Origin of the sequence: Tahibacter caeni (assembly GCF_024609805.1) — a bacterium.
Lineage (GTDB): Bacteria > Pseudomonadota > Gammaproteobacteria > Xanthomonadales > Rhodanobacteraceae > Tahibacter > Tahibacter caeni.
Genome location: NZ_JANFVR010000118.1, coordinates 1 through 13,725 on the forward strand (window position 1 = coordinate 1; position 13,725 = coordinate 13,725).

Annotated in this window: 10 protein-coding genes; 3 read left to right on the plus strand and 7 right to left on the minus strand. The window is 69.9% G+C overall.

Annotated features, from left to right (window positions below; genetic code table 11):
• Positions 1–190: 190 nt before the first annotated feature.
• Together NON22_RS11945 and NON22_RS11950 are read left to right on the plus strand one after the other, a co-directional pair.
• Positions 191–904, plus strand: a complete 714-nt coding sequence (locus NON22_RS11945; RefSeq protein ID WP_257387162.1) for a hypothetical protein — start codon at positions 191–193, stop codon at positions 902–904.
• 107 nt (positions 905–1,011) lie between these two features.
• On the plus strand, positions 1,012–1,779 hold the full coding sequence (locus NON22_RS11950; RefSeq protein ID WP_257387163.1) for a hypothetical protein: 768 nt from the start codon (positions 1,012–1,014) through the stop codon (positions 1,777–1,779).
• Positions 1,780–1,858: 79 nt separating this feature from the next.
• On the opposite strand, the gene NON22_RS11955 is transcribed toward NON22_RS11950, so the two are convergent.
• The 7 genes from NON22_RS11955 to NON22_RS11990 all read right to left on the minus strand — a co-directional run bounded on the left by NON22_RS11955 (position 1,859) and on the right by NON22_RS11990 (position 9,849).
• Entirely contained in the window at positions 1,859–2,323 is a 465-nt protein-coding gene (locus NON22_RS11955) for a hypothetical protein (protein ID WP_257387164.1), read from the minus strand.
• A 412-nt stretch (positions 2,324–2,735) separates the two neighbouring features.
• Positions 2,736–3,284, minus strand: coding sequence for a tetratricopeptide repeat protein (locus NON22_RS11960; RefSeq protein ID WP_257387165.1), 549 nt, complete (start codon positions 3,282–3,284; stop codon positions 2,736–2,738).
• A gap of 175 nt (positions 3,285–3,459) precedes the next feature.
• Entirely contained in the window at positions 3,460–4,794 is a 1,335-nt protein-coding gene (locus NON22_RS11965) for a M28 family metallopeptidase (protein WP_257387166.1), read from the minus strand.
• A 247-nt stretch (positions 4,795–5,041) separates the two neighbouring features.
• Positions 5,042–5,740: a glutathione binding-like protein gene (locus NON22_RS11970; protein WP_257387167.1), complete on the minus strand. Its 699-nt coding sequence runs from the start codon at positions 5,738–5,740 to the stop codon at positions 5,042–5,044.
• On the minus strand, positions 5,737–5,985 hold the full coding sequence (locus NON22_RS11975; protein WP_257387168.1) for a hypothetical protein: 249 nt from the start codon (positions 5,983–5,985) through the stop codon (positions 5,737–5,739). Before NON22_RS11975 ends, NON22_RS11970 begins: the two co-directional genes overlap by 4 nt.
• A gap of 134 nt (positions 5,986–6,119) precedes the next feature.
• On the minus strand, positions 6,120–7,478 hold the full coding sequence (locus tag NON22_RS24820) for a 3-oxoacid CoA-transferase (RefSeq protein ID WP_343231944.1): 1,359 nt from the start codon (positions 7,476–7,478) through the stop codon (positions 6,120–6,122).
• A gap of 166 nt (positions 7,479–7,644) precedes the next feature.
• The gene (locus NON22_RS11990; RefSeq protein WP_257387169.1) at positions 7,645–9,849 is read right to left on the minus strand and encodes a patatin-like phospholipase family protein; all 2,205 of its coding nucleotides are present in this window, start codon (positions 9,847–9,849) and stop codon (positions 7,645–7,647) included.
• Positions 9,850–10,133: 284 nt separating this feature from the next.
• Between NON22_RS11990 and NON22_RS11995 the strand changes: the two genes are divergently transcribed.
• Complete coding sequence (locus NON22_RS11995; protein ID WP_257387170.1) at positions 10,134–13,673, plus strand: S8 family serine peptidase; 3,540 nt, start codon at positions 10,134–10,136, stop codon at positions 13,671–13,673.
• Positions 13,674–13,725 lie beyond the last annotated feature (52 nt).

The following is a 13,725-nucleotide window of genomic DNA, read 5'->3' on the forward strand; positions in this document are numbered from 1 at the left end:
AGGCCGCCGGCCGGAGCGGGACGGCGCCGCGGCGACGGCGCCCGCCGCACGGCGCGCAGCCGCGTGTTCGTCCGGCCGCGTCCGCGCGTTCCTTGCGCCGTCCGTCGAATGTTCCGCAGGCGGGTGGCCCGCCTGTGGAACGCCAGAATCGCGCCTCTCCGCCGTCCCCGAATCCCTCGATGCTCGCCGCATGAAAACGACCGCCTTGTTCCTGCTCTTCAGTTCCGCGATCACCGCGACGGCGGCCGCTGCGCCGCAGCTGGTCCTGCCCGGCGAGGCCTTCCACGGCGACGAGGTGCCGGCCCGCGACGGCGAGACCTGGCTGGCCCTGGCCGTCACGGACGGCAAGGCGCGGCTGCAGTCGGTGCGGCTGAAGGTCGAGGCGGTCGCCGATCCGCTCGCCGACGATCCCGGCGACCGCAGCGCGCGCAGTGTCGCGGCGCCCGGTGTCGAGGCGCTCGTGTTTCTGCGCGGCATCGCCGCGTTGAAACCCGGGGACGTCGACGGTTTCGTGACGAGCGCCCAGACCGTTTCCGTGGAACGTCCGCTGCGCCTGGGCACCGGAGCGGCCGCACCGCAGCTCGCGGTGCAGTGCGCGAAGACCGTCGGCGCGGACGATGCGCCCGACACGTCGATCTGCCAGGTGACGCTCAGCGACGGCGCGCGCACGCAGGTCATCCACCGCACGGCCGGCGAGCGCGCCGAAGCCGACGGCCGTGTGTTCGACGACGCGGTCGTGACGGTCACGTTCGCCGGCGATCTCGATCGTGACGGCCGCGTCGATCTCGTCATCGACACGAGCGATCACTACAACCTCGATCGCCCCACCTTGTTCCTGTCCGGCGCCGCGCAGCCCGGTGCGCTGGTCGGCCCGGTCGCGCAACAGGCGCTCACCGGCTGCTGAGCCTGCATCCACGTGCGCGTAACGCAACAAGCGCACAATGCGCCTGCGACGAAATCCGCCGCGCGCGCGTCCCAGTCATCCCCTGTTCGTAGTCGCGGAGTACCGTCATGCCGTATCCAGCGAATGCGTTGTTGAAGTCAGTCGCGGTGATCGCCTCGTTCGGCCTCGCCGCTGTCGCCGCCGCCGCCGACGAATCCCAGGTCGTGCCGATCCGTCCGAGCCAGTTCGAGCCGCTGCACCTGCGCACTACGCTCGACAGCTGCACCTTCGACGCGAGCACGGTCAACGTGGAATTGCGCGATCACCTGATCGTCGCCTCGTTCCGGCCGAGGCTCTGCATCGTGCCGGGCCCGCCGGCCGTCGTCGACATCGAGCTCGGCGCCTATCCGGCCGGCGAGTACGAGGTCCAGCTGTACCTGAAGGGTTACCGCGAACCGCTGCTGCGCCTGCCGTTCGACGTGGCCGCGCGCACCCTGGACCCCGGCGAGGAAGACCGGCCCTTCCCCGTGGCCGACTACAGCGGCCTCTGGGGCAACAGCCTGGAGCCGGGCTGGGGCCTCACCTTGGAGCAGGGCGCCACGGACCAGGTCTTCGGCGCGCTGTACGTGTTCGACGATACGCGCCAGCCGCAGTGGTACACCTTGCAGGCCGGCCAGTGGCAGACCTCGACGCGCTGGAGCGGTCAGGTCGTCAAGAGCGAAGGCCCGCCCTGGGCCGGCCCGAGCTATCCGGCCGACGGCGCGCAGTACAGCGGCGTGGGCACCGCGACGATCGATTTCGCGATGAAGCCCGGCCAGGAGGACCAAGCCAGGTTCACTTACACGATCGGCGGTCGCAGCGTCACGAAGACGGTCACGCGCTTCCGGCTGAACTGAGATTCCGACCCGGCGGCGCGCGGCCCGGTCCGCGCCGCCGCGGGGCGTCCGCGGATCGCATTTGCGGCGGCGGTCGGAGTCAGTCGCCGGCTGCCTCCCGCCACTCCTCGACGCTGCCGTGGCGATGCAGGCCGACGGTCTCGAATTCGTCGATGGCCGGCGGCACCGTGCGTACGCCGAGCACGGCCAGCGCATTGTTGATCGGTCCGAGCTCGGCGGCCTGCGGGCCGAACACGAGCTCGCCGTCGCGGAACACGGCTGCGCCCTGGGTGCCCATGCCGCCGAAATACTCGGTCTCGAAATACAGCAGGGTGCTGCGCGCCGACAGCGCCTGCAGCACCGCCGTCAGCGCCGGCGACAGGTAATTGAAGCCCGCATGGAAGCTGTCCGCGTCCTCGGGCTGCAGCCGTTCGAGCTCGTCGGAGCCCAGCGGCAGCAGCGACAGGACTTCGGTCAGGACGACCGGCGCCGGCAGCCCGCGGGCTTCGGCGAGCGCGCGCAGCGCCGCATGACGGGCGATCAGACCGGTGACGAAATGGGCCATGGAATTTCTCGCGGCGGCCGCGCGGCGCGGCTGGTGTCGGTGGACGGGTCGGCGTGTCCGTTCACCGCTTTGCAATCGGCGTGCCGACCGTGGCCCCACCGACAGCGCGAGCGTTGCTGGGCCGGCGAATCGGCCTTGCCGGTCGCCGTTCCGCGATCGCTGCCCGACGAACGGCCGCGCCGCGCCCGCGATTCCCGACAGCCGCCGCGCGCGGTACTCCAGCCGAGGCGCTTTCCATGCGGCTATCCGCACTGTTTGCCGTCGCGCTCGCCGCCGAGTCGGGGCGTATCGAGGAATGCCGCCGCGTCTATGCCATGGACGTCGAGCTCAGCGAGCCGCTGTTCGGCGGCGAGAAGCGCTGGGAATCCAAGTCCTGCGCGTCCGGCATCCCGCTGACTTTCCGCGACGCCGGCTACGAGCACGAAATCGCCAGCGTGAGCGTGGGGCGCGCGAGATCGATGCGCACGGCGGCGGATTTCTGCGCGTCGGCGCAGGCGTCGACCGGCTGCGGAACCAGCCCCTGCGCGCGCCGGCGCGGCGACCTATGCGAGCGCCGCGCGAGCCGGTCGGCGTCCTCGGTGCGCCCGAGCTTGGCATAGACCTCGGCCAGCTGGCCTTCGGTGTTGGCGACGACGCCGAACTGCGGTCCGACGTGCCGGTGCTGCCAGGCGATCACGCGCAGATAAAGCGGTTCGGCGGCGCCGTAATTGCCCGCGGCCACGTACATTCGGGCCAGATCGCCGGCGCTCTTCATGCGAGGGGTCCTGTCGGCGATCACCACCGCGCGCCGGTACAGCGGTTCCGCCTCGCCGTAACGCTGCATCGCGCGATAGATCAGCGCGAGGTTGTTGAGGTTCTGCGCCACGTGGGTGTCGTCGCGGCCGTACTGCTTTTCGACGAGGGCCGGCGCCTCGTGCATGGTCGCGGCGGCCTCGGCGTAGCGGCCGTCCTGGTAATGCACCTTGGCCGGTCGTTCAGCGCCTCCCAGGACGGCGGTGCGGCCCGGGCAGCGGTGCCGGTCAGCCAAGGAGCAGGGCGAGGATGGGTTTCATGCGCGCGGCAGACGCGGCCGCGGCGGCCGAGCGAGCACCGGCATCGCGGCACGCACCGCTGCGCCGGGACCGCGGCGTGCCCGCTCACTCGCGGTCGGCGAAGATGCGGTCCGAGGCACCGGCCTCGTTGGCCAGCACGGCGACGTTGGTCTTCAGTATCGCCGCACCCATCGCGCGCGCGTTCGGACCGATGTTGGCCGGCAGGTCGGTGCTGCGGTGGTAGTGCGGATAGACGTCGTAGTCCGACTCGATCGCGAGCACGGTCGGCTTGGCCGCGTCGAGATACGGCACGTGGTCGGAGCCCCAGGCGTTCGCGCTCGTCGTGACCTGCAGCTGCGGCACGTAGGTCGCCGCCGCGGCGGCGAAGCCGTTCATGTAGGCGGCGAACGCCGGATAGGTTTCGTAGTCGGCGTTCAAGGTCGTATCGGTGCTGTAGCCGATCATGTCCATGATGACGACGGAGCGGACCCTGGCGAGGTCGCCGGTCTGCTGCAGCTGCGTGACGTGGGCCTTGCTGCCGTAAAGGCCCTGTTCCTCGCCGGCGTAGCACATGAACAGCACGCTGCGCTCCGGGCGGTTCGCGACGAGGATGCGCGCGAGTTCGATGACGCCGGCGCAGCCGGTCGCATTGTCCTCGGCGCCGGGCGCGTTGGTCGTGCTGGACAGGTTGGTGTTGCGCGAATCGTAGTGGCCGCCGACGACGATCCATTCGTCCGGCAGGCGCGTGCCGGTCCAGGTGCCGATCACGTTGCTGCGCGTGACGCTGCCGCCGCTGCCCGGAAACGTGAATGCCGGCTTCGTGACCGCGAGGCCGAGCGCGGCGAAGCGGTCGCCGATCCAGTCGCGCGCCTGCGTCAGCGACGTCGTGCCGTAGCTCGAACGGTCCCAGCCGGCCAGGGTCGTGACGTCGGCGAACCAGCGGTCCGCATCGACCGCGTCGACGAGCGGCTGCACGAGCGGGTCGGGCGCGGCCGCGACGGCATGATCGAGCCGGTACTGGCGTGCGACGACGCTGTCGGGCTGCACCGCGCGCCATTGCGCATGCGGCTCGTCGCTGTCGGGCGCCGGCAGCGCTTCGCCGGCCGCGAGACGGCGCAGTTCCCAGCGTCCGCCGCGCGCGAGCAAGGTGCCGACGGCCGCATCGTGTTCCTTGCAGCCGCGCGCGCGCAGCGCCAGCTGTTCCGGAGTGACGTCGGCGATCTCGCCGAGGCGGTCGCGTTCGCCGATCAGGCGCGCGAGCGGTTCGCGCGCGCCGGCGACGACGAGACGGTCGCCGAGCTCCAGCCACCAGCGCGCGCCGTCGCCGTGCTTGAGCGCTTCCACGCGCGCCGCATCGGCCTTGGCGATGTCGACGACGAAGGCGTGGTCGCCGGCGGCGGGCAGGGCGAGGCCGGACAGCAGGGCGAGAGCAGGCAGCACGGCGAAGTCCTGGCCGGAAGCGGGCGGCCATTGTAGGCGGCGACGGAGCGGCCGCGACGCAACGGAGCGTGGGCTGCGTCGCGGAAATCGAGGGTGCGAAGGACTGTGCTCCCAGGAATGCAAAGCGCGAAACCGGAGAGCCATCGAACCGTGCCGGCGTCCGCCAGCTGCCGCGACGACGAAATCGCCGGTCTGTTGCCACGGCGGTCACGCGGCCGCGCCGCGTGCTCGTCGTTGCCGCGACGCCTCAGCGCGCCGTGTTCTGCGCTGTCTGGCCGAACAGGATCTTGCGGCTTTCGTCGGTGATCGTCGGCCGGTTCGCGAAAGGCTCGGCGCGCGCATATGCGCGCACGGTCGCCGGCCGCTGCGCGATCGTCTCGAACCAGCGCTTGAGGTTCGGGAAGTCGTCGAGATCCTGCTGCTGGCGCGCGTGCGGCACGATCCACGGATAGCAGGCCATGTCGGCGATGCTGTAGTCGCCGGCGATGAAATCGCGGCCGGCCAGGCGCCGGTCGAGCACGCCGTAGAGCCGGTTCGTCTCCTTGATGTAGCGCTCGATCGCGTACGGAATCTTCTCCGGCGCATAGGTGCCGAAGTGATGGTTCTGCCCGGCCATCGGACCGAGGCCGCCCATCTGCCAGAACAGCCATTCGGTCACGCTCTTGCGGCCGCGCACGTCGGCCGGCAGGAAGCGGCCGGTCTTCTCGGCCAGGTACAGCAGGATCGCGCCGGACTCGAACACGCCGATCGGCTCGCCGCCGTCGGCCGGGGCGCGGTCGATGATCGCGGGCATGCGGTTGTTCGGCGAGAACGCGAGGAAGTCCGGCCTGAACTGCTCGCCGCTGCCGATGTCGACGGGCTTGATCGTGTAGTCCAGCCCGGCCTCTTCGAGAAACAGCGTGATCTTGTGGCCGTTCGGCGTAGGCCAGTAGTAGATCTCGATCATGACGGCATCCGTCGGGGAGATCGTCCGCCTGTGGGGCGGAACGGCCGCGCTTTCAAGAGCAGCCGGCCGGCGACGTTGCCGCTTCGCGTCGCGCCGCGATAGCGCAGGTCGATGCGACCTTGATCGTAAAGGCCGTCGACGACGGTCGGCGCCGTGAGAACGCCGCGCGCGCCGTCCCAGGTCGTCGCGGGATCGGGATACGGATGCCGCAGCGCGACCGGCAGTGCTGTGACGAACGCCGCCATGTCGGCCTCGGCCACGTCGGCGTGCAACGCGGCGACGTGGATCGCTATCAGGCGGCGCACGAACGCGCGCCGCCGTCGGCGCGGTCGTGCGGGTGCTCAGCCGGCGGTGCGCCTGTCGCGCGCCGCGCGGCGACTCAGCCCAGTCCGGGCGCGATCTCGAACGCGCAGCCGGTCTTGGCCTTGACGTCGTCGAGCGCGACGCCGTCGTGCAGCTCGATCAGGCGCAGGCCGCCGCCGTCCTTGACCTCGAACACGCAGAGGTCGGTGATGATCAGGTTGACGACGTTCTTGCCGGTCAGCGGCAGCGCGCACTCGCGCAGGATCTTCGGCGAACCGTCCTTGGCGGTGTGCTCCATCAGCACGACGACGCGCTTGACGCCGGAGACGAGGTCCATTGCGCCGCCCGGGCCCTTGACCATCTTGCCGGGCACCATCCAGTTCGCGAGATCGCCGTTCTCGGACACTTCGAGTCCGCCGAGGATCGACAGGTCGATGTGGCCGCCGCGGATCATCGCGAACGAGTCGGCGCTCGAGAAGAAGCTCGAGCCCGGGATCGCGGTGATGGTCTGCTTGCCGGCGTTGATCAGATCCGGATCGACCGCGTCCTCGGTCGGGAACGGGCCGATGCCGAGCAGGCCGTTCTCCGACTGCAGGGTCACGTTGACGCCGGCCGGGATGTGGTTCGCGACGAGCGTCGGAATGCCGATGCCGAGATTCACGCAGTAGCCGTCGCGCAATTCCTTCGCCGCGCGCTTGGCCATCGCAACGCGGATCGGGCTTTCCTTGCCGGCCGGCGCGCCGCCGGACACAGTGCGGAATTCGATGCGCTTCTCGTAGTTCCGGCCCTGCACGATGCGGTCGACGTAGATGCCCGGCGTGTGGATCTGGTCCGGATCGAGCTGGCCGACCTCGACGAGCTCCTCGACTTCGGCGACGGTGATCTTGCCGCAGGTCGCGATCATCGGATTGAAGTTGCGCGCGGTCTTGCGATAGACGAGGTTGCCGAAGGTGTCGCCCTTCCAGGCCTTGACGATCGCGACGTCGGCGTGGATCGCCGGTTCGAGCACGTATTCCTTGCCGTCGAATTCTTTCGTTTCGCGCTTTTCGGCGAGTTTGGTGCCGAAGGCCGTGCGCGTGTAGAAGCCCGGAATGCCGGCGCCGCCGGCGCGCAGGCGCTCGGCCAGGGTGCCCTGCGGCGTCAGTTCGAGTTCGAGCTCGCCGGCCAGCACCTGGCGCTCGAATTCCTTGTTCTCGCCGACGTAGGAGGCGATGACTTTCTTGACCTGCCGCGTCTTCAGCAGCGGACCCATGCCGAAGTCGTCGACGCCCGCATTGTTCCCGACGATGGTCAGGCCCTTGGTGCCGGCATCCTTGAGCGCCTGGATCAGATTTTCCGGAATGCCGCAGAGGCCGAAGCCGCCGGCGGCGAGGGTCATGTCGTCGAACAGCAGGCCTTCCAGGGCTTCGGCGGCGGAGTTGTAGACCTTTTTCACGGGGCGTCCTTTTCGGCGGGAACGAACGATGGATCGCCGCCGGCGCCGCAGGCGCCGTACGGCCGGCGAAATCGGCGAGAGCGTAGTACGCGCGCGCCGGAACCGGCAATTGTACTTCCGGGAAGGCGCGCGCCGGCCGGCCGGCGTACGGGCGCGCGCCTTTCGGCTACGGATCGGAACGCAGCAGCGAGCCGAAGCTCAGGTAGAACGAATTGTTGCCGCCGCCCGCATGGCCGAAGCCGAGGAACATCGGTCCGAGGAACGTATCCACGCCGACGAACACGCTGCCGGCGCCGATCAGGTCGTCACGGCTGATCGCCTCGCGCGAATCCCAGACCCCGCCGGCTTCGAGGCTGCCGCCGAGATAGACCGGCACCGAGATCAGCCGCGTCGCATCGGTCAGTCGCCGGTAGTAGACGAGGCGGCCCAGCGCGATCTGGTTCGCGAGCAGCTGGTTCTCGGTATAGCCCGACAGGTTGGCCAGGCCGCCCAGGGTGCCGAAGGTCGACAGCAGCTCGCCGTTGCCGCCGGCCGAATGCACGCGCGCGCCGAGCAGCCAGCGGTTCGCACCGGAGGAGAACGCCGTGTCCCAGCTCAGGCGCGAGACGTCGGAGTTCGCGCCGTTGCTGTCGCCGAGCAGGAATTCGTGCGACAGGTCCAGGCGGGTGCCGCGGCTCGGAAAGCCCGAGTCGTCGAGGCTGTCGCGCGTCGCGCGCAGCAGGAAACTGGAATAGGTGTTGCTCAGGACGTTCGGCAGATCCGGCGTGCCGACGCGCCGGCGCGCTTCGTCGTAGCTGTAGCCCGCGGTGCCGGACAGGCGCCAGGCCGAACTCGGCGTATAGCCCAGCTCGACCGCGATGCTCGAGCGGCTGCGGCGATATTCGGCCAGCGCGTCGTTGGCCTGCGCGTTGTCGGCGCCGATCGGAAAGTTGTAGGCGCGATAGTCCAGGTACGGCGCGACGTAGAACTGGCCCGCATCGCCGAACGGCTGGTAGAACTCGCTGTGCACGCCGGTCACGCGGCCGAGCTCGAGGCGGTTGCGCGACTCGCCGCCGCGCTCGTTGAGGCCGGTGAAATTGATTTCGCCGAGCAGCTGGTAGCTGTTGCGGCCGGCGAAGTCGTCGGACAGGCGCAGGCCGAAGCGCAGGAAGTTCGGGCCCCAGCCCTTGTCGACGGGCTGCACCGACACGCCGACCTGCCCGTCGCGCTTTTCGAGATCGTAGGCGATGCGCTCATAGCTGCCGTCGCCGTAGGCGAGGCCGATGTCCTTTTCGAGCTGCTGCGTGTCGAGCGGCTTGCCGACGATGTCGGACAGGCGCTGCTCCACGTAGGCCGCCGTGCGGCTGCGCCCGCGCAGCACGTCGAGGAAGGCGACCAGCGGCGGGTCGAACGGACGCTGGCGGTGGCGCTCGCGGAACGCGGCGTATTCGGCCTCGCCGACGCTGTAGCGGCGCAGCGCGGTGATCTCGGTCTCGGCCGCGCGCAGGCCCGCGGCGACGGCTTCGTCGGCGCGATGGAAATCGGCGCTGGCCATGTCGCCCATGTCCGGCACGAGCAGCAGGTCGGTGTCGGCGTTCAGGGTCGACTGCTGCATGTCGGTCTCGCGCTTCATCAGGGTCGACAGCATCTGGTTGGCGATGCTGAACGGCGAGTTGAGCTGGTCTTCCCTGAGCAGCGGCTCGCCGACGTTGACGACGATCAGCCGCGTGCCTCCGATCTCGCGCGCGATGTCGATCGGCACGTTGTCGACGATGCCGCCGTCGACCATCAGCCGCCCGCGGTAGCGGATCGGCGCGAACGCGCCGGGCACCGACATGGACGCGCGGATCGCCATCGCGAGGTCGCCGTCGCCGAACACGACCTTCTCGCCGTTGCCGATGTCGGTCGCGACCGAGCGGAACGGAATCGGCAGTGCGTCGAAGTCCGCGAGATCGGCCGTGGACAGCAGCAGGCGGCGCAGCAGCAGTTGCAGCTTCTGGCCCTGCACGAGGCCGCGCGGCAGCGCGATGCTGCCGTCCTTGAGCCCGAGCTCGATGCCGCCGAGAAAGCGCAGCTCGTCTTCCTTGCGACGCATCGGCAGCTCTTCGCGCGACGGGTCGTCGCGGAACATGTCCTTCCAGTCGATGCCCTTGAGCACGGCTTCGATCGCGTCGGCATCGTAGCCGGCCGCGTAGAGCCCGCCGGCGATCGCGCCCATCGAGGTGCCGGTGATGCAGTCGATCGGAATGCGTTCGCGCTCGATCACCTTGAGCACGCCGATGTGCGCGGCGCCGCGCGCGCCGCCGCCGCCGAGCACGAGACAGGTCTTGGCCTGCGCGCCCAGCGGCAGCAGCAAGGTCAGCGCGAACGTGGACAGGAGATGGCGGCGCATAGGTCTCTGGTTGTAGTTGATTCGGACTGAAGGCGCATTCGGCAGGCTGCGTGGCTAGGCGCCGGGTGCCATGCGAAGCGCCGGCGCATTGTGCGACTTTACGAAGGTTGCGTCGGCTTATGCACTGCCTTCATTTCGGAGCTGCTACAGTCAACGCGGCCCGCGCGCGGCCGCTTTCGCCGTCGCGCGGCCGTTGTGGCCTCGTCGCTGCGGCATGCCAGGGAACCGTATGCGGGGCGCTCGCCAATCAGGGGTCGGTCCGTTTTTTCACTTGTGGGGGTTCCATGCGTAAGCCAATCACGGCGGCGATCCTAGCCGCGCTCGTGGGTGCGGCCGGCGTCGCCGGTTTGCCCGTACCCGCTGTCCAGGCCGCCACGGCGGCCGTCGCGGATGCCGAAGCGAACGTGCTGTTCCTGGCGCGGCCGTTCGACACGCAGCGCGACACCATGCGCGCTGCCGCTCCGTTCTCGCTGCAGGCGCCGACCGGCGCGTCGCTGCAGCTGATTCAATTCAACGCTCCGGTGCAGCAGCGCTGGCTCGACGAGCTCGTCGCCAACGGCATCACGCCGCTGCAGTACATCGCGAGCAACGGCTACATCGTCTGGGCCGACGCCGCCGGCCGCAGCCGGCTCGACAACCTGCGCAACCGTGCCGAGTGGCTGCAGTTCTCGGCGCCGTTCTACGGCTATCTCAAGGTCGAGCCGCGCCTGGCCGCCCGCGTGGAAGCCGGTGCGGGCAGCGAGGAAGTCGACGTCACGGTGCAGATGTATCGCCACGCCGGCGCTTCCGAGACGCAGAAGTTCATCGCCGAACGCGCGCGCCTCTCGCCGGACTCGCTGGGCCCGCTCGGCGACGGCAAGCTGAATCTGCAGTGGCATCCGGTGCTCGCGTTCCAGAACATCAAGCTGCGCGTGCGCCTGAGCGACGTCGCCGCGATCGCCGAGCGCGCCGACGTGGTCGCCGTGCTGCCGCAGAACGTGTTCCGCCGCCTCGACGAGAAGCAGGACTTCATCCTGACCGGCCTGGTCCCGCCGCCGGCGCCGGCGCCGGCGTCCAACTACATCAGCTGGCTGACCGCGCGCGGTTTCTCGACCGACCATACGCAGTACCCCATCGTCGACGTGACCGACAGCCCGATCCACGAAGGCGGCACCGGCGTCACCGTCGTCAACACGGCCGACCAGATGCTGCACGTCGGAGGCGTCGGCTCGAATGCGAGCCGCGTGGCCTATTTCAACAACTGCTCGAGCACGGCCAGCACCTCGGTCGGCGCGGTCGACGGCCACGGTGCGCTGAACGGCGGCATCGTCGCCGGCTACGACGTCACCGCGGCGTCGCCGAACCGCGACGCCGACGGCTACCAGCTCGGCATGGGCGTGAATCCGTTCGGCCGCGTCGCGAGCACCGCGATCTTCGTGCCGGGCTACAGCATCGCCGGCTGCGGCAACACCGACGCGGGCGTGATCAAGAGCGTCTGGACCAAGGGCGGCCGCATCAACACGAACTCCTGGGGCGCGACGGTCCCGCCGACCGTCTACGACGACTCCGACCAGGCCTACGACATCGGCACTCGCGATGCCGACACGACCCTGGCCGGCAACCAGGAACTGATCCAGCTGTTCGCCGCGGCGAACGACGGTCCGGGCGCCTCGACGGTGTCCTCGCCGGGCGCCGGCAAGAACGTCATCACGGTCGGCGCGTCCGAGAACGTGCGGCCGGGCTGGACCGACGGCTGCGGTTCGGGCGCCACCGACGCCGACAACGCGATGGACGTCGCGGGCTTCTCCAGCCGCGGTCCGGCGCCGGGCCAGCGCGCCAAGCCGGAAGTCATCGCGCCGGGCACGCACATCCAGGCCCGCGCGAGCCTGTATTCGGGCTATAGCGGCTCGGGCGTCTGCGACCAGTACTACCCGCCGGCGCAGACCCTGTTCGCGGCCTCCTCGGGCACCAGCCATTCGACTCCGGCCGTGGCCGGCGTCGCGTCGCTGTCGTACTGGTGGATCGAGCGCGGCGGCGTCGGCGCGGCATCCGGCACGATCGACGAGGTCGGCGGCTCGCGTGTGCCGACCCCGGCGCTCATGAAGACCTGGTTGATCGCGCACCCGACCTACCTGACCGGCGCCGACGCGAACGACAACCTGCCGAGCAACGACCAGGGCTACGGCATGCCGAACCTGTCGCTGATGTTCGATGCGACGCCGAAGGTCCTCGTCGACCAGAGCCAGCGCCTGGACAACACCGGCGAGTTCTACGAGATCACCGTCGGCGTCGCCGATCCGACCAAGCCGGTGCGCGTCGCCATGGCGTACACCGACGCGCCGGGCGCGCTGAACTCGACGGCGCCGCAGGTCAACAACCTCGACCTGCGCGTGGTCAACGGCGCGAACACCTACCTCGGCAACGTGTTCACGAACCAGTGGAGCACCACCGGCGGCACGGCCGACACCAAGAACAACTACGAGGCGGTGTTCCTGCCGGCCGGCACGACCGGCGACGTCACGATCCGCGTGACCGGCACGGCGATCGGCGGCGACGGCGTGCCCAACGTCGGCGACGCGACCGACCAGGACTTCGCGATCACCTGCTTCAACTGCTCGCGCTCGCCTTCGTTCACGTTGAGCACGACGACGGCGAGCACGCGCCTCTGCGCCGGCTCCACCTTCAGCACGCCGGTCGCGATCGGCCAGATCACCGGCTACACCACGCCGGTCAACCTCAGCGTCAGCGGCGCGCCGACCGGTTCGACGGCAAGCGTCGCGCCGACCACGGTCACGCCGCCGGGCGCGGCGACGTTCAGTCTGACGAATACCGCGGCCACGCCGGCCGGCGCGTATACGACGACCCTGACCGGCGTCTCCGGCGCGATCACGAAGACCTTCGACATCGGCATCACGGTCGACACGATCACGCCGGCGACGCCGACGTTGACGGCGCCGGCCAACGGCGCGAGCAACTTGCCGGGCAATCCGACCCTGACCTGGTCGGCGGTCCCTCAGGCCGCGAGCTACACGGTCGTCGTGTCGCAGTCGCCCGACTTCTCGACCGTGTTCGCGTCGACGACGACCGACCAGACCAGCTGGACGGTCACGCCGGACCTGCCGGGCGGCCGGCGCTTCTACTGGCGCGTCTATGCGTCGAACGCCTGCGGTTCGGGCGGCACCTTGCCGCCGGCCGATCGCATCTTCGCGAATGGCCTCGAGCAAGCCGGCGTGGCAGGCAACAACTTCACGACCCAGCCGCAGCCCGGAGACTGTTCCGTCGGCAGCACGCAGACCGTGGTGTTCAACGACGACATGGAAGGCAGCGACAACGGCTGGACGCATGCCGCCCTGGCCGGCACCGACTCGTGGGGACACACGACGACGGCGCCGCACGGTGGCACGAAGGCCTGGACCGCGAACAACTTCAGCGCGGTCAACGACCAGGGCCTCGTGTCGCCGGCGATCGCCGTGCCGTCGGGCCTGAGCAACCTGACCCTGACGTTCTGGAACAAGCAGTCGATCGAGAGTGCGAGCACGGGCTGCTTCGACGGCGGCATCCTCGAACGCTCGACCGACAACGGCGCGACCTGGACCCAGGTCACGACGGGCCTGCTGACCGATCCGTACGACGGCGCCGTGTCGAGCCAGTACAGCAACCCGCTGGCCGGCAAGCAGGCCTGGTGCGGCGAGGGCACGCCGTACATCAAGTCCGTCGTCGACATCCAGTCGCTCGCGGGCCAGAGCGTGAAGTTCCGCTTCCGCCACGCCAACGATTCGTCGGTCGCCGAAGCCAATCCGGCCTGGGCCATCGACGACGTCAGCGTCCAGGGCTGCACGCCGTAACGCCGCCGTCGCGGGCGCCGGGGCGCCGCGGCCGCGCCGCCCGCCCCAGGTA